Raw genomic sequence first — 24104 nt, forward strand, 5'->3', positions numbered from 1 at the left:
CTGATTCCAAAGACATGATTTCCCTTCCCTAAAAAAGAAGCCCCATATCGGGGCCTTGATCACGTATCTCCACGAACTTCGTGGAGGATTGCCCGGACTTCCGGGTCGCTGTAGTGGGTATCGATCTCCTCCTTGGTCAGTCCGATGAATTCATGACAGTTGTAATGGATCCAACGATCTTCTTCAGGAGAGTTGATGATATGTTTTCTGCAGTAGTAATCCGGCTGGATGGGAAGCGCTTCCTCTTTCTTGTATTCCGGAACCTTGTAATCATACACGGCGATCTTCAGATCACTCCGGGGGATTCCCCGTTCCATGATGATCGTCCCCAATGCGTTGACCGTCTTGCCGGTATCGAAGATATCATCCACCAGGAGTACTTTGTCCCCGGTGCGGAGGAACTTCGGGGAATAGGTCCAGCCATCGACCATCACTTTGGTCTGGTCACGGAGGAAGCCATAACTGCGTGCGACCACGGCGGCATAGAAGACCGGTCTTCCATGCTCCCGGAGCCGCACCATCTTGTAATACTCGGAAAAGACGTTGGCCATGTACGCGCCGCCACGCAGGCTTGCGTAAATGACATCCGGAACGAATCCATCATCCTTGTACATGTGATGGACAAGCTTCAACGCGTTGTCCCTGATCATATCGCCGCTGATGAATTCTTTTTCCATACATCCCTCCGTATCAATCGGTCACCGTAAGAATCTCAAGTCCGTTCTTCGTGATGGCCACCGTATTCTCCCAGTGGGAGGAAGGAAGGCCGTCAGCCGTCACTACCGTCCAGCCGTTGGGCATGGTGCGGATGTTCTTCGTCCCCAGGTTGATCATCGGTTCGATGGCAAGCACCATCCCTTCCTTGATCCTCGGATTGGGCATCATCGGAGAGGTATAGTTGGGGATTTCCGGATCCTCATGCACGGCAAGACCGACACCATGTCCGCAGTAATCACGGACCACACCGAAATGATAGGCGTCAGCGTGCTTGAACACCGCTTCGCCAATGTCCTGGATACGGGCGTGCGGTCTTCCCGCCGCTTCCATGCCAAGCTGAAGGCATTCGGCGGTCACGTCGTTGAGTTTCTGCCATTTGGGATCCGTCTTGCCACCGATGACGAACGTCCGGGACATATCGGAATAATATCCGTTCAGGTTGGTGCCAAGATCCAGGTCAACCAGATCGCCTTCTTTGATTCGCTTTTCCTTGCTGGGGATTCCATGGATGATCTCCTCATTGACGGAAACGCATGCCGTCGCAGGGAATCCTTCGAAATTCAGATACGCCGGTTTCGCTCCATGAGCGATGGTGAAATCATAACAAAATGTGTCGATGTCATGGGTGGTGATCCCCGGTTTGAGGAACTTCCCCACCTCTTCCATCAACCAAGCGACAAGATGGCAGCTCTTGCGGATGCCGTCAATCTGTTCCTCTGTCTTCAACTGAATCATTTGTACTATCCTTCTCATCCCCAAGATGCAACTTCTTGCTCATCGAATCAAGAATACCGTTGATGAACTTATAGGTCACGTCCGTGGAAAAATCCTGACTAAGTTTCACCGCCTCGTCAATGACCACATGGGGGTGGATGCCTTTGTCATACAAGAAACAAAACACGGAAAGGCGCAGGATGTTCCGGTCAACCACATCAATCTTGTCCACCGGCCGGTTCAGAGAGAACTGTCCGATCAACTGATCGATCTCGGCAAGGTTCTCCACCGTACCGGCTACCAGATACTTGCTGAACACCTTCACCTCTTCTTCCAACGCGTTGTATTCCTCATCGGTCATCCCCGCCAAAGTGGCGGGGATGTGGTCCTTGTCCAACGTGTGGTTGAAATCCATCGCGTACAATGTCTGCAAGGCAAGCTCTCTCGCCTTATGACGCGTCTTCATGCAAACACTCCTATTTGTTGGAATACAGAATCTTGATCGTCGCCTGCTTGTGCAGATCGGCAAGCAACGCGTTGATCGCCTTCTGGTAGTTTTCCTGTTGTTTGGTGCTTTGCAGCTGCGCCTTCAGGTATTCACGTACCGTCTGGGTGGTATCCGGTCCGGTCTTGTCGTCCAGCGCCAGAATCTTTGCGTCATTGTGGGCCAGAATCTTGATGATATGGTAACCGGAATTACTCACCACCACATCACTGGTCGAACCCACCGGGGTGGAGAACGCCGTATCGACGAATGTCTGTCCGAGGGACTGCAACGCCTGGGTGTTGTCTACGGTAAGCCAACCGATGTCCCCCGCCTTGTCCTTGCTGTCCGTATCCTGGCTGTACTGGGTGACAGCCTGCTCAAAGGAAAGGGAACCAGCCTTCAGCTTCTTGGCCACCTGCTCCAACGTCGCTTTGTTCTGGGCGTCCTTGGCGCTGTCCTTGTCAAACGGAATGTAAATGTGGCTGATCTTCACGTTCTCCGGCAACACCAACTGGGCCTTGTTCCTGCGGTATGCCGTCTGGATTTCCGCATCGGTGACCGTCACCGCCGCGTTGATGATGTCCGGCTCCTTGGACAACAGGTACTGCTGGACGAGAAGCTGGTCGCGAAGCAGGTCGCGGTACGCCTGGATGGAACCGTAGGTCCGGTTGATCACCTGGACGAACTGGTCATCCGTAGCGCCTGCTGCGTTGTACTGGCTTTTCACCTGGTTGTACGCTTGGTCGATCATCGAATCGGTGATGATCACCTTGTCCCGCGCGGCCCCCTGGCGGAACAACTCATCGTTGACCATCGTATTGAGCACGTCCATCGTATCCACTTTGGTTGGGTCCTGCCCCTGTGCCGTATACGCATCCTGATAACTCTTCACCTTGGCATTCAGTTGATCCATCGAGATGACGGTCGTTTTGGTCAGATACACGGTAGCCGCTGGGCTGTTGATCGCTGCGGCAAACAATCCGCTCATGGAGAGCAGGACGATGGATAGGACAACTGTGAATCGTTTCATGAGAAATTCTCCCTTTTTATTCTCTGCCGACATTCAGACGTTTGCCGGTCGCGGTAGCGTACGCTTCATTGGGCAACACATCGCTGGTCCTCAGGTACATGCCTTCGTTTTCCATGGCATTCATCAACGTGGACAATGTCTTTTGGGAACGCATGCCGCTTTTGCGGACAAACGCCATACATCGCTTGCCACTGACCGTACCGGCGCTCCGAAGAAATGATTGGACGGTGGAAGGTATTTTCCCACCAAAGAACGTGGTTGCTTCCGTTCCAATGACCACATAATCGTAGAAGGAAATCTTCCGACCTTCCTCCAACGACATGTCGAACAGGTCGACGGTATTCCCGTTTTCCTGGATTCCTTTTGCAAGCGCCTCAGCGATCCGCTTCAACGCTGTCGCACCACTACCTGCACCCGCATACAAGACGCAAACTCTCATGCTTCATCCTTGCAAAACACAATACCGACCGCTTCGAATGCGGTCGGTATCTGGCAGACACTCCCTCAGTTGGCTGCGGGAGCCGTTTCACTTGCGGCGGCGGCATCAGAAGACTGATTCCACCATTCCGTCGTCTGCTGGACCTGATTGGTCTGCACCTGCTCCAGCAGTTTGTCCTGGGACGGAGTCTTGTTCAAAAGCGCGACGACCAACGCCAGCACCATGAAGACGCCGCCGAGGATTGCCGTGAACTTGTTGACCACAGACCCTACGCGGGATCCGAAAGCCGAGGTACTCGCACCTCCGAAAATCCCACCAAGACCCTGACTGTCCTCATCCTGGATGGCCACGATGAAGATAAGCAACAGGCACACGATAATAAAGAGAACCAACAGAATCACACTCAACACACCCATAGTTTTCTCCGTTGTTATTTGTCGAAGTTGATGATGGGCAGGAACTGCTCGACGGACAATGACGCACCACCCACAAGGGCGCCGTCGATGTTCTTCTTTGCCATCAACGCCTTGACATTGGAAGCTTTCACGGAACCACCATACTGTATTATCAGTTCTTCTGCAACAGCATCGTCGTAGCATTTGGCAACCAATTGACGGATATACGCATGGGCGTTGTCCGCATCCTCAGGAGTAGCCGTCTTCCCCGTACCAATGGCCCACACCGGCTCATAGGCAATGGTGATGTGCTTCATCTGCTCTTTGGTGACACCGGAAAGTCCGATGGTGATCTGGTCAGAAAGCACCTTCTCCAGATTACCGCTCTCCCGCTCATCCAAGGTCTCACCCACACAAAGATCCACATCCATCCCATTTTGCAGGGCGAACAGGACCTTGCGGTTGATCAACTCATTGGACTCGCCATAGATGTGACGCCGCTCGCTGTGCCCAAGAATCACCGTGCGGACGCCAAGGTCAAGCAACTGCTTGGCGCTGACTTCCCCGGTGAACGCGCCACTCTCGTGGTCGTTCATGTTCTGGGCTGCAACGATGATCTTGCTTCCCTTCACCGCCGCGACAACGGCGGGAAGTGAGACGAACGTCGGGGCGATCATCACCTTGTGGGATGTCCCCTTGACGGCCTTGGCAAGTTCCCCGGCGAGCTTTGCGCCTTCGCTGGGGGTAAGATTCATTTTCCAGTTTCCTGCGATATACGGAGTTCTCATCATTTCTTCTCCAGCGCGGCAATACCAGGAAGGTTCTTTCCTTCCAGGAACTCGAGCGACGCGCCACCACCGGTGGAGACGTGGGAAACCTTGTCGGCAAGATGGAACTTGTTGATCGCCGCGACGGAGTCACCTCCGCCAACAACCGTGATTCCCTTGCACTCTGCCAGGGCCTTTGCGACTTCCTGGGTGCCCTGGGCGAAGTTGGCGAACTCGAACACGCCCATCGGCCCGTTCCATACGACGGACTTGGCGTCCTTCAACGCGTCCTTGATCAGAGCGACGGTCTTCGGTCCGATATCCATACCCATCTTGTCATCAGGAATCTCCACGCCATCGATGTAAGTCTTCGGCGTGTTCTCGTCAAAACTGTCACCGCATTGGTTGTCAACCGGCAGGATGACCTTGACGCCCTTCTCTTTCGCCTTGGCAAGGAACTCCTTGGCGGTGTCGAAGAAATCAGGCTCCACCAGGCTCTTGCCGATCTTGTGTCCAAGCACCGCCTGGAACGTATAGGCCATACCGCCGCCGATGACGATGGTATCGCAGGTCTTCAGCATGCTCTCCAACACGGAGATCTTGGAAGAAACCTTGCTGCCGCCGATGATGACGACGAACGGATGCTCAGGATTCTCCAACAGAGGAGCCATGAACTTCACCTCTTTCTCGATCAACAGACCGGCGAACGAAGGAAGATAATGGGCGACTCCCTCAGTGGACGCGTGGGCGCGATGGGCCGTGCCGAACGCGTCGTTCACATACACATCACCATAGCTGGCGAGTGTCTTTGCGAACTCGGGGTCATTGGCTTCTTCCTGGGGATAGAAGCGGACGTTCTCCAGAAGCAGGACGTCACCTTTCTTCAGCGACTTGACTTCCTTTTCCACCTCAGGGCCGATCACATCCGGGGCCAAGGTGACCTTTTTGCCAAGGTCTTCTTGGAATTTCTTGGCGATCGGGGCCATGGAGAACTCGGGGTTCTTCTTCCCTTTTGGTCTGCCAAAATGGCTCATCACGACCAGGCTTGCACCATGATCGAGCAAATAGTTGATCGTCGGCAACGCGGCTTTGATTCTGGTGTCGTCCGTAACGACGCCGTCTTTCACCGGCACGTTGAAATCAACGCGGATGACAACACGTTTCCCGTTGAAATCGTAATCCCTGATTGTGTTCAGCTTCATACCTTGATACCTCTTTGTACTTCTCTGTATCGGATGGATCGGATGATCGATCCGTAGTCTCCATATCTTTCAATATATCGTTTCATATCCATACGGTCAACGAGAGGTTTGATCTTTGCGCACGATTTTGAGCCCCTTGATCTTGTGCCCGTCGATGCCCATCACCGTATAGCGCGCCTCATCGTCCTGGACGCTTTCCCCTTTGGCGGGAATCTTGCCGAAGAGTTCGAACACATATCCTCCGATGGTCTCGTTCTCCTCGTCGTCCAGATGCAGGCCGAGCTCGTCATTGACCTGGTCGATCGGCGTGCGGGAATCCACCAGAAACGAGCCATCCTCGCTGCTTTGTATGTCTTCCGGCCCATCGCTGTCGAACTCATCCTGGATCTCCCCGACGATCACCTCCAGGATATCCTCCATACAGATGATGCCGGAGACTCCGCCGTATTCATCCACGGCGATGGCAATATGGACCTTTCTGCGTTTGAACTCATGCAGCAGGTCATCCAGGTGCTTGGATTCCGGCACGAAATACGGCGGCCGCATCAACGTACGGACGGAAAACGGCTTGTTGTCCCCGTTTCGCAGGATATCCTTGGCGTACAGCACGCCAACGATGTTGTCGATGGATTTCTCATAGACGGGATAGCGGGAGAAGCCGCTCTCCTGCATGATGGTGATGAACGCGTCGTGGCTGATGTTCACCGGAATGAACTGGACATCAATCCGGGGGACCATCACTTCCTTGACCGTCTTGTCCTCCAGATCCTGGATGCCCTCGATCATCGTCTGCCGTTCCTTGCGTTCTTCCTGTTCGGCAAGTTCCTGGGCGCAAACAGGACGTTTGTGGCGATGCATCAATCGTTGGAAAAAACTCATGAAGCGGCTCCTCGCAGGACACGGAGGATCGCTTCCTGCTTTTGGAGCATCGGCTCGGATGGATCATTGGTCTTGTGATCCCCGCCCAGCAGGTGCAGCACCCCGTGGACCAGAAGCCGATACAGCTCCTCGTCCGGGCTGACACCGAAGCGGTCTGCATTGGCCCGCATGCTGGTCAGGCTGATCACCATGTCCCCCAGCATCCGTGCGTGCTCAGAAGCTCTGGCGTCGGGAAACGCCACGTCCCCATCGGACTGCACGAAGGTCAAAATGTCCGTCGGTTCGTCTTTGTCACGGTACGTTCTGTTCAGATCCTTGATGGATTCGTCATCCACGAACGTAACGGAGAACTCCACGTTCTCCTTGATCCCAATGGCGTCCAGAATGGCCAAAAGCCGTCCTTCGACCAGATCTGGCGGCACCGCCGCTTCATCCTGTTCGTTCTGGTACGAGACGTCGATCACATGTTCCATCATTCCTTTCCTTCGCCGGAATCCAATCCGGCAGGTTCTTCGGCCTTCGAGGCATCCTGCGGTGCGGTCTGCAGAGGAACTTCCTCCGGCTTTTGCTCCGTGGGATACTCGATCCGGTGGTGATTGCGGCCGACCAGCGCCTTGGTGAGCGCCCGGGTGATCATATCCAGATCGGTCAGGGACAACTGGCTGTGGATCAACTGTTCATGCTCGATCTTCGTCATGATGATCCCCCTGACCAGCTTCTCATATTTCTGCTCACTCGGTTTCTTCACCGTCCTGCTTGCCGCTTCGACACTGTCGCAGATCATCACCACGGCAGCTTCCTTGCTGTTGGGAATATCTCCGTCGTAACTGTAATCCGCCTTGTTGATGGCATCGGGATCCCCACCGGCCATATCCTGGGCTTTGCGGTAAAAATAATAGATGACATCGTTTCCTTGGTGGGTTCCGATAATGTCGATCACTTCCTGGGGAAGCCCAGCCTCACGTCCCTTTCTCGATGCCCGTCTTCACATGACTCTTGATGATGGCCACCGAAAGGCTTGGCTTGATGTCATCCTGCTTGTTGTCCGCCCCTTGGTTCTCCACGAAGTATTCCGGGTAATCCATCTTCCCGATATCGTGGTACAGCCCACCGACCCGGGCGAGCATGGCGTTCGCCCCGATGGCTTTCGCCGCCTCATAGGAAAGTTCCGAAACGCTCTGGCTGTGATTATACGTGCCTTGCGCTGACGCCGCCAGTTTGTCCAGCAAGGGATTCTCCGTAAACGCCAGCTCATCCAACCGGGAATCGGTGGGAAGGTTGAACAGGCTCTCGAAAATGGAGATCAACAGGCTGACGAACGCGAAGGAGAGCGTGATGTTCAGCAGCAACGCTCCCAACACGGGAAGCAGATCCCCAAACGAACTGCCCGTCAGCATCGAGAGGGACACTTCGGTGAACAGACAGGCGATACAGGCATACATCCAGTTGAACAGATTGTCGATCTTCTTGTCGGCGTGCTGCAGGAAATAGATGCAGATATTGGCGTTGATCATGCAGATGAAGAACGTCATGATGTTCATGCCAGGGAGCAACATCGTATAACACGACACCAGAAACGCCGTCACAGCCCCCAGCCGTTTTTTGCCACTGACCAACGAGACAAACAACGGCCCGGAGATATACGGGATCAACGAATCAGAGAACGTATAGGCGCTGGCCAACCCCTGTTTGTACAGGAAATAGGAACCGATGCTGGTGGCGATCACCATCACGACGGCAAACTTCAGATACTGGTAGCGTCGAGGTTCTTTGGGGATAAAGGTCATGAAGACAAACAGGGCACTCAGCGTGACAATCAACGAGAAGATGCATCGTCCCACAATCTCACGCACCGTATAGGCGCTGCGGCGCATGGCCATTTGGCGAAGCAGTTCCAACTGCCCCTTTTCGATGACCGTATCCTTGGTCAGGATTCGGTCACCCTTGGTTACCCGCACGACGACATTGGGGGTTTCCTCCGCCGCTTCCTGCCTGCGCATTTCGGTCACATCCTGATCATACAGGATGTTCTCCGACACCAACATGCGCACCGTATCCTCAAGCAACACCAGCTGGAACCCTTTGATGGACTCCGTATACGTGCTCGCCCACTGGGCGATATCCGCATCCAACGTTTCCTTGGTGGCAAGTACTGAGACATCCGTCACTTTTTCCTTCAGGGCGTTTGCCTGTGGCGAGGAGGGCATTCCTTGGAGCAGGATCTTGGTATACCCCTCACCCAGGACGGATGCGATGTCCCCTTGGCGTCCCACCCCGTTGTTCAGCAAGTACCGTGTCGTTTCCTGCACGGCAAGCAACATCTGCTTCCGATCCTCCACGGACAGGGCGCTGTATCGATCCACCACCTGATTGTCGTCAGAAAGACCTTCCTGACGGAACATCGCCATGAGGGTCTCGGGCGCAGACTCTGGAGTGTTCCACGCCGATATGAACTGATCCATCCGACGGGTGGAGCGAAGCGTCGCGTTCAACGAGTACGAAAAGACCGGAAGAACACTCTTCTTGGCCGTCTCTACGGCAAGTTTCGTCTTCGCCTCATCAATGAATTCAAATGAACTGGTGGCATATACGTCCTCGTCGCACAACTCCCCTTCCTTGTACTTGCGCAGCGAAAGTCTTGCCGCGAACGACGCATCGGAAGAAAGGAGAATCGGGACAAGTTGGGAACATACCAGCATCAGGATGACAAGCACCACCAAACCAGCGGTGACATGTTGCGGCCCGTATCCTGACCTGTAGCTTCGTTTCTTCATCAATCAGTTCCTTTTTCTGTCTTGAGCATACGCGTCAATGATTTTTTGCACAATACGACCACGCACCACATCCCTGCTGGAGAACGGAATGATGGCGATGCCGTCAATCCCATCCAAGATGCGTACGGCATGCACCAGGCCGCTTTCCTTTCCCCGAGGCAGATCGATCTGGGACACATCCCCGGTGATGATCGCCGTGGCATTCTCGCCGATCCGCGTAAGGAACATCTGCATCTGCTCCTTGGTGGTGTTCTGCGCTTCATCCAAAATCACCACGGCGTTCTGCAGGCTCCGGCCCCGCATATAGGCCAACGGCGCAATCTCGATCGATCCGTTCTCCTCCAGCTTATGGACGGCAGACGGGGAAAGCAACGCTTCCATGGCATCGTACAGGGGACGAAGGTACGGGTTGATCTTCTGGGACAAGTCTCCGGGAAGAAACCCCAGGCTCTCCCCCGCTTCGACGACCGGACGGGTCAGCACCAGCTTCTGCCGTTTCCCGGAGAGCAAGAGCGACAGGGCATGGCTGACGGCAAGGAACGTCTTCCCCGTCCCGGCGGGACCCGTGGCGAAAACGATCTGGCAACGCTGCATGGCACGAATATACGTTTCCTGTTGGGCGCTCTTGGGGTACACCAGCCGGTTATGGACCATGATGGTAGCCGTCTGGGGTTCGGTCCAGGAGACCGGCTCCCCTCCACCACCTTTCAGGCTTTGGTACTCCATGAAGATTTCCGCTTCCGAGATGCTTTCCCTGCTGCCGGCCAGATGCCTGAGCCGATCGAACAGCGCATCCACCAGATCGACCCGTTCCTCATCACCCTGGATGTACAACACATTGCCGCGGGTGGAGAATTCACAGCCTGACAGCACCTCAAGATAGGGAAGATTGCTGTCATTGATGCCGCACACCTTCTCCATTTCGCTCTGGTCATCAAACGCCAAATGTGTTTCCATCGCCTTCCTTAGTATCACGTACTGGACGAACTGACCGATTTCCAGGCAGCAGCGCCCGCCGTTTTCGTCCAGTTCTGATCCACCTTGAGTTCCGGAATCGTCTTCCATTGCAGGTATACCGCGACGACGGGAACCCATGTATAGGTATTGTTGGATAATACAACACTTCCCGTGTACTTGCAATTGAGCGTCCAGTCATCCATGTAATGCACCAGCTCCAACCCCAGTTTTGACATGGTGAACTGCGTCTGGTGCACCCCATTTCCAAAAATATCAAACGAACGCAGAAGGTCTTCCATCATCAGCTTCCAGCTGAAGCCGTCATCATCGTAGTAGGTGAAGAACCCGTTGTTCCCGCTGGTGACGTAGAATTTCAGATCCAGCAGCTCGGCAAGGGAGAACGCCACCGAAGCGGTGATGGAGAAGTTGGTTGCGAGCGGATCCAGGTAGTTGATGGTCAACGAAGAATCCAGATCCAGATCCAACACGCACCTCCGTTTCCACCATCGGATCTTCCAGTCACTCAGCTTGACCGTCGTTACCAACGTGCTTTTCTCCAGCGCGTCGTAGGACCCGACGTAGGTCATCGTGCTTTTCAGCGGTCCGATGCCCGCCGTGGCGGAAAGGGAATTGAAATAGAAATCACCGCTTGAGGAACGGGTCTCGTAGTCATACGCCCCTCCTACGGTAAGCCCCCAATGGCTGAGGAACAACGAACCGGTGGAATCCAGCGGTCCCCAGGGATCCTCTTCGGTGTATTCGTCACTCTGGTAATTCCAGGTGAACGCTGCATCCAGCACCGAGCCGTCGTAGGCCAGTTTTGCCGTGATCAAATCCCGGGCAAGGATTCCGTCGTCCCCTTGGACAAACTTGAAGGAACTGGAAAGAAGCAGGTTCCCGTTCCGGTAGGCCAACGCGGGCGTCAGGCTCTGGGTCAACGGTGGGAGCACGTAGGTGGCCGACGGCGTCAGCGTTGCGCTTCCCATCCGGATGGTCTTTGACAAGACGATCTGGTGGGTGGTGACGTAGGATGAGGTGAACTTGAACGCCGCCTCGTCGGTGGTCGTCACCTCATCGGTGGTGGTCGATTCCGTATAGTTGTACAACTGCTGGGTCAACGAGTAGGTCAGGCCAAGTACGGGAATGGTGGACACCGGTACTGGAGACGACGCGGAAGCTCAACGTCCGGTACGTCTCCCTGCTCTTGTCCACCGTATAGGTGAAACTCGGGGTGAACGTCTGGGTGAAGGTCAAAAGCAGCGGGATCGACCACCGAGTCGAACGTCAGGCTTCCCCGGGTGAGTGAATACAAATAGTGGGTTGCGTCCCAATCGAACTGGTTGGATACACTGCTGGCCGATTGGGTGAACTGTTCGTTCAGCGAATAGGTAAGTTTGGCGTATCGGGTGCCGGTTGTCGTGCTCCGTGTGGCCACCGTCGGGCGGAACGCTGTTTTCAACAGGTTCTGCAAGGTTACGTCCGCAGTCTCTTCGCTTGCCGGTTTTTCTGCCGGAGAAGGTTCCTGTTCTTGTTCTGGTGGAGTCGTCTCTTTCTTGGAGTCCGGTGTTTTCACCGTGCTGAACAACGTTCCCCCCATGGACGCGGTGAAACTGGGCAGCGTCACCGATGAGACGCGGTAGGCATACTGGCTGTCCAGACTCCGCCAGGTGAACACCGCCGAGGCCTGGGCGGCGGAAATGCTCAGGCTGTCCAGCAACTTCGTTTTCTTCGCTTCGGGAAGCGTGAAGCTCAGGTTCGCCTTCCAGGTATAGCTGGTGATGTCGCTGGTGTAGTCCGTCGGCCACGTGGCGCCGGCCAGGTGGTCCAGACTGAAACCGGTGAACCGGTTGGCATAGGTGCGCTTGACGCTGGGATCGGAGTACAAGGGCAGTGACAGCGTGAGATTCAGGCCACTGGCGCTGAATTTCAGGCTGGAATCAAGCAGGTACCGTGTCTTTGGATACGAGGATGAGGTTGTCAGGCTCTCCGCCCCATCCTCCGTCACGGCAAGCCGTCCGTCCCCCGTAATGGTCAGTTTCTTGTTCCAAAGGGTGTTGCTGGTCACCACCCCAACGGACAGCCCGCTGTTCTCATAGCTGTCCGCCAACAGGCTGAGATAGAGACCCGGTGTCCTTCGCCCACTGCTGCAGCGGAGAGAGGCTCTCCCCTTGGCGAAGCGTACGATACACCGGTCCGTCCAGAATCCGGGCTGCGTCCGGATCATCCGTCTCCAACAGGCGGGTGAAACTGGAAGAACTTGCCGAAGTGATGGACGGGTCACTGCCATAGATGCCGAACGTGGTGTTGACAAACCACCCACGCTCACTCTCCTGCCCGATGGCGGGGTTCCCCAGCATCCGGGAACCGGGGAAAAAGAAGTACGGGACCCAAATGATCGGAATCCGCCCCAACGACAGGTATGCGTTCTGCATCACCATGTCACCATTGTCCATCATGACAAGCTTCTCTGCGGTAATGGAGGAATAAGCGTGTTCCTGATTGTTGGTGATGTATCCATGGTCGAACGAGATGCCGCCCTGTGAGGTATCGTAGGTAATATTGTTTCCCGTGGTGAAAAACGTGATCTCCTCATCCTCACTGTTCTTCCGGTTGGTCTGGGTCGTGCCTTCATTGACGGACAACGAAGAACGGTTCCAATCCAGCGTGATCATCTCACCTTGCATCGACTGGACGGCCGCATTCTTGTCTGCATCCTGGTAGGTTACGTCCCCCATTGCGGAGAGCATCGAGTTGTCCAGGTCGACCACCATCTTGTTCGCCGAAAGCAGTCGTTCCGATTCCTGCCCTTGCAACAGGAACGAGGCGGATACCGAACCCAACAACGTGACCAGCGAGGTACTGCCATCCTTGCGCATGCGATCCGCCTTCAGGACATGCAACGTGTAGGATTCTTTCTCTTCGTCCTTCTTCCGTAGTGGTTTGGGAAACGGATGACGCATCCAAGCCTTCGGCAGAGCAACAGCCGGGAACGGAGATCCTCGTCCGAGACTCCGGCGACGGCAAGCCCACGCAGGCTGGCCATCGCTTCCAGCTCCCTGCGGTCCGCCGTGGTGATCAACGCCGCAGCGGTTGCGCTCTTCGCCGATACAAAATGTGCTCCTGGGAGAAGGAGCGCCACGCACAGAGGAATCAGCCTGATGAGCCTTCTAGCCGTTGTCATGGTGGAGCATCTGTTTCAGATAGTACCCCGTGTACGATGTTTTGCAAAGTGAAACATCCTCCGGAGTCCCTTGGCAGACCACGGTCCCGCCACCTTCCCCACCTTCAGGCCCCAGGTCGATCACCCAATCGGCCTGCTTGATCACGTCCAGGTTGTGCTCGATCAACACGACGGTATTGCCTTTGTCCACCAGCCGGTTCAGCACTTCCATCAGTTTCTTCACATCGGCGAAGTGCAGACCGGTCGTCGGTTCGTCCAGCACGTACAGCGTCTTGCCGGTCCCGATCTTTGACAATTCCAGGGAAAGCTTCACCCGCTGGGCTTCCCCGCCGGAGAGGGTCAGCGCGCTCTGTCCCAGCTTGATGTAATCAAGTCCGACGGAACAGACGGTATCCACCTTCCGTTTGATGGACGGGATGGCGCTGAAGAACTGGCTGGCCTCCTCCATCGTCATGTCCAGCACCTGGGCGATGTTCTTCCCTTTGTACGTGATGGACAGCGTCTCCTGGTTGAACCGCTTGCCATGGCAGACATCACAGATGACGTACACATCCGGCAGGAAGTTCATCTCGATCTTCAGCGTGCCGTCCCCATGACAGTTCTCGCACCGGCCGCCGGGCACGTTGAAGCTGAACCGTCCGCTTTTGTACCCCCGCGCCTTGCTTTCCGGCAACGACGCGAACAAATTTCTGATCGGATCGAAGATTCCGACGTACGTTGCCGGGTTGGAACGCGGTGTTCTTCCGATCGGGCTCTGGTCGATGTTGATCACCTTGTCCAGATACTGCACGCCGGTCAGCTTGCTGTAGCCATCAAACGTGTCGTTCTTCTTGTCCATCTGGCTTCGCACCGCGGGAAGCAGCACCTCATTGAGCAACGTGCTTTTCCCCGAGCCGCTGACGCCGGTCAGGACAACCAGTTTCCCCAGTGGCACATCCACGTTGATGTGCTTCAGGTTGTTCTTGCACGCCCCTTCCAAGTGAAGTTTCTTTCCATTGCCCTTTCGTCGTTTCTGCGGCACCGGGATGGTCAGCTTGCCGGAGAGGAACTGTCCGGTGATGGACGCCGGGTTCTTTTCGATCTCCTCCGGCGTGCCCTGGGCGGTGATGTACCCGCCGTTGACACCGGCTCCCGGCCCAAGGTCGACGACGTAATCCGCCTCGCGGATCGTCGATTCGTCGTGTTCCACCACGATGACGGTGTTTCCCAGATCCCTGAGGTCCTTCAATGTGTCGATCAACTTCTGGTTGTCCCGCTGATGCAGTCCGATGGACGGCTCATCCAGCACGTACAGCACGCCGGAGAGCGCGCTGCCGATCTGGGTGGCCAGCCGGATCCGTTGCGCCTCCCCTCCGGAAAGGGTGGCGCTGGCGCGGTCCAGCGTCAGATACCCAAGCCCGACGTTGGACAGGAACCGGAGCCGGGCGTGGATCTCCTTCATCACCTGCCGGGATATCTCCCGCTGGTTGTCCGTCAATTTTGGTTCCAGCTGGTCGAAGAACGCGATGGAATCGGTGACGGACAGATGGGTCGCGTCCATGATGTTCTTTCCATCCAGCGTCACGGCAAGCGCCTCAGGGCGAAGCCGCTGTCCATGGCAGGTCGGACAGACCGACTCCTTCTGGAAGTTTTCCATCCACATGCGGATCTGCATGCTCTGCGTCTCATAGTACCTGCGGCGCATTTCGGGGATCAGGCCGGGGAACTTGCGCTGCACCGTCCCCTGCTCGTACTGGGACTGATAGTGCATCTCCAGTCGGTCGTTCGAGCCGTACAGGATGATCTGGATCACCTCTTTGGGCAACTTGGAGAACGGCGTATCCAACGTGAAGCCGTAGGCATCGGCAAGCGCCTTGAACGGAACCCTGCTCCACTCCGCCTGGGGATTCTGGCAGGCGATGGCTCCCTGGTTGAACGACAGGCTGTAATCGGGGATCAACAGATCGGGGTCGAATTCCGTCTTGTAGCCCAATCCTTTGCAATCCGGGCAGGCGCCATACGGGTTGTTGAACGAGAACAGCCTTGGCTCGATCTCCGGCATCGTCACGCCGCAGACCGGGCAGGAATTCCGTTCGCTGTAGATCTCTTCCCGCTCCTTTCCATCTTCTCCGATGAAGGTGATCTTCACCAGACCGCCCGTCATGTCATCGCATGTCTCGATGGCGCCGGCAAGCCGTTGTCGTTCTTCCTTTCGGAGGATCAGGCGGTCCACCACGATGTCGATGGTATGCTTGACCTGCTTGTCCAGCTGGATCTGCTCGTCCAGCATCACCATGGCCCCATCCACTTTGGCCCGCTGGAATCCTGCTTTCCGGGCATCATCAAACGTCTTCTTGTATTCACCCTTCCGGCGGATGGCCACCGGGGCGCTGACCATGATCCGGCTTCCTTCCCCGGCGCGGTAGATCACGTCGATGATCTGGTCAACAGACATCTCTGAAATCTCCCGTCCGCAGATGGAACAGTGCATTTTTCCGCAACGTGCCCAGAGGAGCCGGTAGTAATCGAAAATCTCCGTAATCGTCCCCACGGTGGAACGTGGGTTACGGTGGGTCGACTTCTGTTCAATGGCGATGGCGGGCGAAAGCCCTTCCATGTAATCAACGTCCGGCTTCTCCATCCGGCCAAGGAACATCCGGGCATAGGCGGACAAGCTTTCCACATACCTACGCTGTCCCTCGGCGAAGATGGTATCAAACGCCAACGAACTTTTGCCTGAGCCGGACAGCCCGCTGATGACGATCAACTTGTCCTTGTCCAAGGACAGGTCGATGTTCTTCAGGTTGTGCTCCCTGGCGCCTTTGATGATCAGTTTGTTCAACATTCCGCGATTGCCTCAAACAATGCTTTTTTTGCATCCTCACGTTTCACTTCCCGGGCGAGGACGCCGTGTTTGTACAGGAACACTTTCGTTCCCAGCCCGGTGATGGCGATGTCGCTGTGCTTCGCCTCCCCCGGTCCGTTGACCTGACAACCCATGATGGCCACCGTCAGATCCTTGTCGATGGTAAGAAGCTCCTGTTCCACCGACGCGAGAAACCCCTGGGTGTCAAAACTGCACCGCCCGCATCGGGGGCAACTGACGATCCGGATGCCCCCCCGACGAAGCCCCAACGTACGAAGCAGCTCCACTCCCGCCTGCACCTCCGTCTCGATCGGTCCGGTGATGCTGATCCTGATGGTGTTCCCGATCCCTTGATCCAGCAACCGTCCCAGAGCCCAGGTGGACCGGGTGACGGAGCTGACCACCGAGCCGGCTTCCGTCACGCCAAGATGCAGAGGACAGTCACTTTGCGAAGCAAACAGCGAGTTTACCTGGTAGCAGGTCTCTGGATCACTGGATTTCAACGAGATCACCGTATCGGAAAACCCCAGGGAATCAAACAGCGAAAGATAGTCCAGCGCGCTGTCCACCATCCGCTGTTTCTCATCACTGTTTCCACTGCGGGGAAGAGAGCCGCCATTCAGCCCAATGCGGATGGCCACCCCATGGTCTTTGGCCGAGCGTACCACCTCCTCCACCATCCACCGCTGCCCGATGTTTCCGGGATTGATCCGTATCTTCTGGCACCCGCAGGAAATGGCATCCAACGCGCATCGGTAGTCAAAGTGGATGTCTGCGACCACCGGCATCGGACTGTGAGTGCACAAAAAGTGGAAAGCGTCATGATCGGCAACGGATGGATAGGAAAAACGAATGATATCGCACCCCATCGCTTTCAACGAGGAAAGACGCCGCAACAGCTCATCCAACGCCTCTTTCCCGTGGGGGATGGGAGAATCATACATCGTCTGGATCCGGACAGGATATCCCGATCCCAACACCAGATCACCAATCCGAGCTGTTCGTGCCATGCTTCCAACTCCTTAACGCATGTTACCAGATACGGTATACCGTGACAAGTCATGATATGGGAAAGGCCATTGCGTTTGCAATGGCCCTTCCTTCCAACCGTTGTTCGGTCAGTCTGCTTCAGCCAAGCATCAACAGGCTGAAAACCAAGGTAAACAACGCGACGGTTTCAATGATACCGATGACCATGAAATAGTTCGCCGTACCTTTGCCGGTTTCCGCGAATGCGTCACATGCGCTGGCGGCGCACTTTCCCTGCATCCAGGCGGAAAGCCCAATGGCAATGCCACCGAAGATACCGACGGACATTGCAAGAAGCGGATCCACCGGATTGGAACGGGACAATGCGTTCTTGATGAAGGTCATCAACAGGAACCCGTAAATCGTCTGGGTGAGCGGAACACCACCGAACGCGACGAGGATGAACGGAGCCGGTTTGCCATTCGCATAGCATTTCTTCCACCCACCGACGGCAGCAGAGCACGCCGCTCCTGCGCCGAGACCGGAACCAAGCGCGGAAAGCCCGAGAGCACACGCCATTCCAAGAAACTGTACGTTAGCCATTTTTCTACTCCTTAGTTGTTACCAAACAACGATTAGTTTTCTTTCACCGTTTCTCTGAACGGATCATATTTGTATCCTGACCACTCCATTCCCAACTGATTGGAGAACTCCAGGATATTCAACCGAATACCATGCACAATGACGGACAACAGGCTCATCACCAGGTTGAGGCTGTGGCCGATCAACACGACGAACAGGAATCCGATCACGCCCACCAACAGCGGCGCGCTCTGGAACACCCCCTCAGCCATCGTATCAAAGCTGTTGCCAATGGCGAACCCAGCCATGCCGACGGCGTACAGACGGATGTAGCTCATCGTATTGGAGAAGCACGAAATGGTGTTGAGGAACGTCGGCAGGAATCCCGCCAATCCTGTCTTCAATCCGTCCCCGAACTTCACCCCCGGCCCCTGGTTTCCAAAGACCAGCACCAGCGCAAAGCCAACCCCGACGGTGGAGAACGCCAACGTGGTGTCGATCTTCTTGCTGAAGACCAGCATCAAAATCACCTGGTACAGCGCCAGGATGTCCAGCAACCAGCCGACATCCGCCAGAAGACTGATGTTCTTCTTCCCGGCCTTGTAGACGATGTTCATCACGCAGGCCAGCGAAAGCTGGATCGTTCCCAGGAGGAAGCAGAATCCCATCATGGTGTTCTGTACGTCCTTTGACGTCACTTGGGAGAACATCTCGGTCTCCGGGAAGTTGGTCAACTGCGGGATGACCAGCTTCTGCAAAAACGGCAAATGCTCCATGATCAGCTGGGAGCCGAACCACGTACCGGTCAGAGCCCCCCAGACCACCGTACCGCCGCCAAGCAACGTGACCAGATTGGACGCCGCCGTTCCCTTCCCCGCCTTCTTCCGCAGCAACAGGCCGATGATCACGAACACCAGGCCGTAGCCTGCGTCTCCGACGATCATGGCGAAGAACACCACGAAGAACAGCAGGAACCAGACGGAAATATCCCGCTCCCGATAGCCTGGCAACGTGCCAAGGATATCGTAGATCGGCTGCATGATGCCGAATCCTTTCGGATACCGGAGCAACGTCGGCGGATTATCCTCACCTTCCGGCTCCTCGGTGTCATACCCCCAGGCGTTCTCTTTGGCGAGCTTCTGGAAATCAGCCTCTTTGCGGGCAGGCAGAAAGCCTTCCAGATAGCAGATTTCCTCGTCCCCATCCATCGACAGGGCAACATGCTCGAACCGAACGTCCTGTTCGGTAAGCTTGATGGCTTTTTCCACCTCTTCCCGATAGGCGACGGCCATCTGGATGTCATGTCCGATCTCATCGATCCGGGCGTTGCTTTCCTTGATCTCCGTGCGAAGGAACGAAAGGCTTTTCTCCGGCAGTTCAAACTTGGTCGCGCCCGGGATGTATCCTCCCGTTCCGTTGACCGTGGCGAACGCGGCAAGCCCTTCCACCGAATCCAGTTCCAGGTATGGAACATCCTTCAGCCCGTCCAGTTCCTTCCTGCCGATGGTATAGAAGTCCAGACGAATCCCCTGGTTGGCAAGAGCAGCGATGTCGTCAAGGCTGAATTCCCCCCATGGGGCAAGCCGTTCCGCCTCCCGCTCATCACGGGTGACCAGATCCTGCAGCGTCTTCCGTTCGGCAAGTTCCTTGTCCAACTGCTGCGTCAACTCGACGAATGCATCCTCATCCAGATGCTTCTGCTCCACCGGATGCTTGGCGTCCGTCGCTTCCACCAAGGCAGCATGGATACGGGAAAGACTCTCACTCCGTTTCCCCAGTTCCTCGATCTCCGTGGTCCTGGGCTTCTCCGCCTCGACCACATGGACCAGACCGGCCTTGCGGAGCTTCTTCAGCATTTCCTTCTTGTTGTGTGTCTGTACAATCAGAAACACTTTTTTCATCGGTTCTATCATGTCACGACACCTTCACCAGTTTTTTCTTGGCGATTTTCCCGCGGACGACTGCCGCCGTCTGCTGGTCGCCCAGATAAATCCCGATGCGCCGGATGTTCTCCTTTGCTTCAGGAATCTTCACTTTCTCGAACAGGTTGACCCGCTGGCTGGTCGTCCTGAGCTCCTTGGAAAGCAGGAAAACCTGCTCCTGGAGTACCGTGACCAAGGCGTCATACCGGGCGGCGTCACGAAGACTCGCCAGCCCTTTGTCCACCCACAGCGGATAGTCATTCAGGTCATAGACAATCGGCTGGAACGTCAGTTCCTTGAACACCGGGATGGTGACCCCGGCGATATTCCCCTTCGTCTTGACCACCGTGTCAACCTTGACGAGATGTTCCAGCTTCAGGTCCTCCCGGAACGCCGTGTTCTCATGGTACACGGCAATCCAGTCCTGGATGCCATCGATCAGTTCCCGTTGCTTTCGCTCCAGATCTTCCATCTGGGCTTCAATCTGCCGGATGACCAGCTGGAGTTGCTGTTTCTTCAGCTGGAGGGTCGGCAGATACCGCTGGAACTGTTTCAGGGCATCCTTCTGGACCTTTAACTCATTTTTCGTCAGTTTGACCGCCATCACTCCCCCTCAGCTGGCCTTCTTCGGCCACCGTTCCTGAATCAGATCGGAGCGAAGTCCCGTCTCACTGGGATCAAAACACTCGGCAAGGATTTCCCAACCGAGATCCAACGCTTTCTCAAGCGGAATATTGACGGACAGATCCATCAGCTTGCTCTCGAACAAAGCGCCGTACTTCAACAATTTCTCGTCCCACTCGGTCATCATGAATCCCATGGACTTCTTCTCAAGCGACTCCTTGTACTGGGCGTACAGCTTGATCATACCGTCCATCAGGGCGCGATGGTCGTCACGGGTGTCCTTGTTGACGTTCTGCTTCAGACGGGACAGGGAGCCAAACGGCTCGATGTGCCCATTCTTCAGGTAGTACTGGCCTTCGGTGATGTATCCGGTGTTGTCCGGAACCGGGTGGGTCACGTCATCACCGGGCATCGTGGTGACCCCCAGGATGGTGATGGAACCGGCACCTTCGAAGTCAACCGCCTTCTCGTACCGCGCTGCCAGCTGGCTGTACAAATCTCCTGGATATCCACGGTTGGACGGAACCTGGTCCATCGTGATGGCCATTTCCTTCATGGCGTCGCAGTAGTTTGTCATGTCGGTCAGGAGCACAAGCACCTTCTTGCCATCCAACGCGAACTTCTCCGCGACGGCCAGGGCCATATCCGGGACCATCATGCATTCCACCGTCGGATCGGACGCCGTATGGATGAACATGATGGTGCGCGACATGGCGCCGCTCTTCTCCAACGTATCCTTGAAGAACAGGTAGTCATCATACTTCAACCCCATGCCGCCCAGGATGATCAGATCAACCTCGGCCTGCATGGCGATGCGGGCCAGAAGCTGGTTGTACGGCTCTCCACTGACGGAGAAGATCGGAAGTTTCTGGCTTTCCACCAGCGTGTTGAACACGTCGATCATCGGGATACCGGTACGGATCATCGTGCGGGGCACGATACGTTTTGCCGGGTTGACGGAAGGTCCCCCGATGGGGATCAGATTGTCCGTCAACGCGGGTCCTTTGTCACGAGGTTCCCCGGAACCATCAAACACACGTCCCAGCAGGTTGTCCGAATAGGAAACTTCCATAGGACGACCCAGGAACCGGACTTCATCTCCCGTCGAAACACCCTGAGCTCCTGCGAACACCTGCAGACTGACCAATCCATGGTCAAGCTTGATGACGTTTGCGAAGCTCGTACCCATCTTGGTCTTCACCTCGGCGAGGTCATTGTTGCGCACCCCGTCCGCATGCAGGGTGATGACGTTTCCCACAATGGATTCAATTCTTGTATATACCTTTTGCATCACCGGCTCCTTACATCAACGTTTCCGCAATGGGATCGACCGAAACGGCTTTTTCCTGGTACATTTCGTCCAGTTCCTTCTCCACTTCACGGAATCGGTCACTCTGCCAGGCGACATCATTCCAGTCAAGGAACTTCTGCCTGAGCTGGTTGAAGAAGGTACGCACGTCCTTCTTCTCCGTAAGATTGTACCGTGTCGCAAGAATGCGGAACAACTTGTCAAAACTGTAGCGCTGGCGATCCACCGGAACGGCGGCATCCACCGGATCGAACGAGTTCTGCTGCAGATACACGGCGTCCAGGAACTCCGATTTCTGGTAGACGATGTAGTCATCCACCGAAGTTCCTTCCTCACCGACAACCTTCATCATCTGGTTGACCTCGCTGCCATGGAACAAAACGTCCCTGGCATAGGCGACCTTCCGCTCGTCGATGATCCCCTTGTACTTGGACCAGGAGGTCAGCGGGTCGATGGCAGGATACTTACGCGCATCGGACCGTTCACGGGACAAGCCGTGGAACGCACCAACTACCTTCAACGTGGCTTGGGTCACCGGCTCTTCAAAGTTGCCACCGGCTGGAGATACCGTTCCGCCGATGGTGACCGATCCAATCTTTCCGTTGCGGAGCCTGACTTTTCCGGCCCGTTCATAGAACTCGGCGATACGGCTTTCCAAGTATGCGGGAAACGCTTCCTCTCCGGGGATTTCCTCAAGACGACCGCTCATCTCACGCATGGCCTGCGCCCACCGGCTGGTCGAGTCTGCAAGGAGCAGGACGTTCAGCCCCATCTGGCGGTAATACTCCGCCATGGTCACCGCCGTGTAGACGGACGCCTCACGGGCTGCTACCGGCATGGATGAGGTATTGCAGATGATGATGGTTCGTTCGATCAGGGAACGTCCCGTCTTCGGGTCGATCAACTCTGGGAATTCCTTCAGGACTTCCACAACCTCGCCTGCACGTTCACCGCATGCGGCGATGATCACGATATCCACCTCGGAGTTCCTGCTTTCCAAGTGCTGGAGCACGGTCTTTCCCGCGCCGAACGGCCCAGGTACGCAGAACGTCCCGCCTTTCGCCACCGGAAGGAAGGTATCAATGATACGAATCTTGGTGACCATCGTCTCGTCCGGACGGAGACGCTCGTCATAATTCTTGATGGCACGCTTGACCGGCCAGCTGAACACCATGGACAGTTCGTGGCTGTTGCCCTTCGCATCCACGATGGTGCAGATATGGTCACGCACGTTGTACGTTCCAGCCGGTTTGATTTCCTTGACGGTATACGGAACGTCGGGCAAAGAGAAAGGCACCATGATCTGGTGCTTGAACAGCCCTTCCGGAACGCTTCCGATGGCGTCTGCCGGCCTGACCTTGTCCCCCAGCCTTCACCGACGGGGTGAACGCCCACTCCTTGTCAGGGATCGGGTCCAAGGTAGACACCACGCTGCAGGAAGAACCCGCACTGCTCGGCAAGCTTGGGAAGCGGATTCTGCAATCCATCGTACACCTGGGTGAGCAACCCTGGGCCCAACTCGACGGAAAGCATCTGGCCGGAGAACTCCACGCTGTCCCCGACAGCGACCCCGTTGGTGGATTCAAACACCTGCAACGACGCTGTCTTTCCGTTGATCTTGATGACCTCTCCCTTCAGACGAGTGTCGCCTACCTTGATGTAGCCGACCTCGTTCTTGGAGATGACATCCTCAAATTCCACTGCCACCATGTTGCCGTTCACCGCGACGACACGTCCGTTCATATTTGCCATACCCTTCTCCACTACTTGCTCTTGACATCGGACTGCAGATTGGAGAACAACCTGCGGAATTCGATGTTACCCTGTTCGTTGTCGAACAGGTTCTTGCGCGTGATGATACCCAGCTTCAGCGCATAGCCAAGCACGCCTTCCATGTCGAAGGTGTGCCCCGCCGTCATTTCGTCAAGCTGTTTCCACTGCAGGATGATCAACGACATCTCCGCGTCCAGGACGTTTTCATTGGACACTGCGGCGCGCACCGCGTCGGTGATCACATAGCTCTTCTCTCCGTCGTTCTTGTAGGTTTCGCCCGGCAAGGAAAGCCGGCGGGCCCGCTGTTCGGACAACTCCTTGCGTACCATCAGGCAAAAATGCTGATACGTACGGAGGAATCGATTGTTTGCGGGTTTCCCGGTGACGGCACATTCCACCAGATGGTACGCTTTGCCATCCATGGCGCTCCGGCAATCCGCCAGGAACTGGTCCACGGTAATGGGGGAAGGGCTGTCATACCGGAGCATCGGCAACGACGCTACCAGATAATAATAGGAAGCCAAAACGCGCTCCTTTC

Annotated in this window: 24 protein-coding genes and 1 pseudogene; all 25 read right to left on the minus strand. The window is 55.8% G+C overall.

Annotated features, from left to right (window positions below; all coding sequences use genetic code 11):
- Positions 1–59 precede the first annotated feature (59 nt).
- Positions 60–677, minus strand: a complete 618-nt coding sequence (locus LKE28_00670; protein ID MCH3906792.1) for a phosphoribosyltransferase — start codon at positions 675–677, stop codon at positions 60–62.
- 13 nt (positions 678–690) lie between these two features.
- The gene (map, locus tag LKE28_00675) at positions 691–1452 is read right to left on the minus strand and encodes a type I methionyl aminopeptidase (GenBank protein ID MCH3906793.1); all 762 of its coding nucleotides are present in this window, start codon (positions 1450–1452) and stop codon (positions 691–693) included.
- Positions 1421–1897, minus strand: a complete 477-nt coding sequence (gene nusB, locus LKE28_00680; GenBank protein MCH3906794.1) for a transcription antitermination factor NusB — start codon at positions 1895–1897, stop codon at positions 1421–1423. Before nusB ends, map begins: the two co-directional genes overlap by 32 nt.
- 10 nt (positions 1898–1907) lie before the next feature.
- Positions 1908–2948 (minus strand): peptidylprolyl isomerase, encoded by a 1041-nt coding sequence (locus LKE28_00685; protein ID MCH3906795.1) that lies wholly within the window; start codon positions 2946–2948, stop codon positions 1908–1910.
- Between the two features lie 16 nt (positions 2949–2964).
- Positions 2965–3387 carry a hypothetical protein gene (locus LKE28_00690; protein MCH3906796.1) on the minus strand — a complete coding sequence of 141 codons (423 nt, stop codon included), beginning with the start codon at positions 3385–3387 and terminating at the stop codon, positions 2965–2967.
- A 65-nt stretch (positions 3388–3452) separates the two neighbouring features.
- On the minus strand, positions 3453–3803 hold the full coding sequence (secG, locus tag LKE28_00695; GenBank protein MCH3906797.1) for a preprotein translocase subunit SecG: 351 nt from the start codon (positions 3801–3803) through the stop codon (positions 3453–3455).
- Between the two features lie 14 nt (positions 3804–3817).
- Complete coding sequence (gene tpiA, locus LKE28_00700) at positions 3818–4570, minus strand: triose-phosphate isomerase (protein MCH3906798.1); 753 nt, start codon at positions 4568–4570, stop codon at positions 3818–3820.
- A complete protein-coding gene (locus tag LKE28_00705; protein ID MCH3906799.1) occupies positions 4570–5751 on the minus strand; it encodes a phosphoglycerate kinase in 1182 nt (393 codons plus the stop codon). The genes tpiA and LKE28_00705 overlap by 1 nt, the downstream gene beginning before the upstream one ends.
- 96 nt (positions 5752–5847) lie before the next feature.
- Entirely contained in the window at positions 5848–6630 is a 783-nt protein-coding gene (locus LKE28_00710) for a hemolysin family protein (GenBank protein MCH3906800.1), read from the minus strand.
- On the minus strand, positions 6627–7106 hold the full coding sequence (gene ybeY, locus LKE28_00715) for an rRNA maturation RNase YbeY (GenBank protein ID MCH3906801.1): 480 nt from the start codon (positions 7104–7106) through the stop codon (positions 6627–6629). The genes LKE28_00710 and ybeY overlap by 4 nt, the downstream gene beginning before the upstream one ends.
- Positions 7103–7570: a hypothetical protein gene (locus LKE28_00720; GenBank protein MCH3906802.1), complete on the minus strand. Its 468-nt coding sequence runs from the start codon at positions 7568–7570 to the stop codon at positions 7103–7105. Before LKE28_00720 ends, ybeY begins: the two co-directional genes overlap by 4 nt.
- 19 nt (positions 7571–7589) lie before the next feature.
- The gene (locus tag LKE28_00725; protein MCH3906803.1) at positions 7590–9404 is read right to left on the minus strand and encodes an HDIG domain-containing protein; all 1815 of its coding nucleotides are present in this window, start codon (positions 9402–9404) and stop codon (positions 7590–7592) included.
- Positions 9405–9407: 3 nt separating this feature from the next.
- Positions 9408–10361, minus strand: a complete 954-nt coding sequence (locus LKE28_00730; GenBank protein ID MCH3906804.1) for a PhoH family protein — start codon at positions 10359–10361, stop codon at positions 9408–9410.
- Positions 10362–10375: 14 nt separating this feature from the next.
- Positions 10376–11515: a hypothetical protein gene (locus LKE28_00735; protein ID MCH3906805.1), complete on the minus strand. Its 1140-nt coding sequence runs from the start codon at positions 11513–11515 to the stop codon at positions 10376–10378.
- The gene (locus LKE28_00740; GenBank protein ID MCH3906806.1) at positions 11488–12468 is read right to left on the minus strand and encodes a hypothetical protein; all 981 of its coding nucleotides are present in this window, start codon (positions 12466–12468) and stop codon (positions 11488–11490) included. Before LKE28_00740 ends, LKE28_00735 begins: the two co-directional genes overlap by 28 nt.
- Positions 12452–13321 carry a hypothetical protein gene (locus LKE28_00745; GenBank protein MCH3906807.1) on the minus strand — a complete coding sequence of 290 codons (870 nt, stop codon included), beginning with the start codon at positions 13319–13321 and terminating at the stop codon, positions 12452–12454. The genes LKE28_00740 and LKE28_00745 overlap by 17 nt, the downstream gene beginning before the upstream one ends.
- Positions 13249–13500, minus strand: a complete 252-nt coding sequence (locus LKE28_00750) for a hypothetical protein (protein ID MCH3906808.1) — start codon at positions 13498–13500, stop codon at positions 13249–13251. The genes LKE28_00745 and LKE28_00750 overlap by 73 nt, the downstream gene beginning before the upstream one ends.
- Before the next feature lie 28 nt (positions 13501–13528).
- Complete coding sequence (uvrA, locus tag LKE28_00755) at positions 13529–16366, minus strand: excinuclease ABC subunit UvrA (protein ID MCH3906809.1); 2838 nt, start codon at positions 16364–16366, stop codon at positions 13529–13531.
- Entirely contained in the window at positions 16360–17397 is a 1038-nt protein-coding gene (gene ispG, locus LKE28_00760) for a (E)-4-hydroxy-3-methylbut-2-enyl-diphosphate synthase (protein MCH3906810.1), read from the minus strand. The genes uvrA and ispG overlap by 7 nt, the downstream gene beginning before the upstream one ends.
- Positions 17398–17515: 118 nt before the next feature.
- Complete coding sequence (locus LKE28_00765; GenBank protein ID MCH3906811.1) at positions 17516–17959, minus strand: V-type ATP synthase subunit K; 444 nt, start codon at positions 17957–17959, stop codon at positions 17516–17518.
- A gap of 32 nt (positions 17960–17991) precedes the next feature.
- Positions 17992–19839: an ATPase gene (locus LKE28_00770; GenBank protein MCH3906812.1), complete on the minus strand. Its 1848-nt coding sequence runs from the start codon at positions 19837–19839 to the stop codon at positions 17992–17994.
- A gap of 13 nt (positions 19840–19852) precedes the next feature.
- The gene (locus tag LKE28_00775) at positions 19853–20464 is read right to left on the minus strand and encodes a V-type ATP synthase subunit D (GenBank protein ID MCH3906813.1); all 612 of its coding nucleotides are present in this window, start codon (positions 20462–20464) and stop codon (positions 19853–19855) included.
- 9 nt (positions 20465–20473) lie between these two features.
- Positions 20474–21775 (minus strand): V-type ATP synthase subunit B, encoded by a 1302-nt coding sequence (locus LKE28_00780; protein MCH3906814.1) that lies wholly within the window; start codon positions 21773–21775, stop codon positions 20474–20476.
- Between the two features lie 10 nt (positions 21776–21785).
- Positions 21786–23545: pseudogene (locus tag LKE28_00785) on the minus strand (V-type ATP synthase subunit A).
- A gap of 11 nt (positions 23546–23556) precedes the next feature.
- Positions 23557–24090 carry a DUF2764 domain-containing protein gene (locus LKE28_00790; protein MCH3906815.1) on the minus strand — a complete coding sequence of 178 codons (534 nt, stop codon included), beginning with the start codon at positions 24088–24090 and terminating at the stop codon, positions 23557–23559.
- Positions 24091–24104: the final 14 nt, after the last annotated feature.

It is taken from the genome of Sphaerochaeta sp. (genome assembly GCA_022482495.1).
In the GTDB taxonomy this organism is placed as follows: domain Bacteria; phylum Spirochaetota; class Spirochaetia; order Sphaerochaetales; family Sphaerochaetaceae; genus RUG023.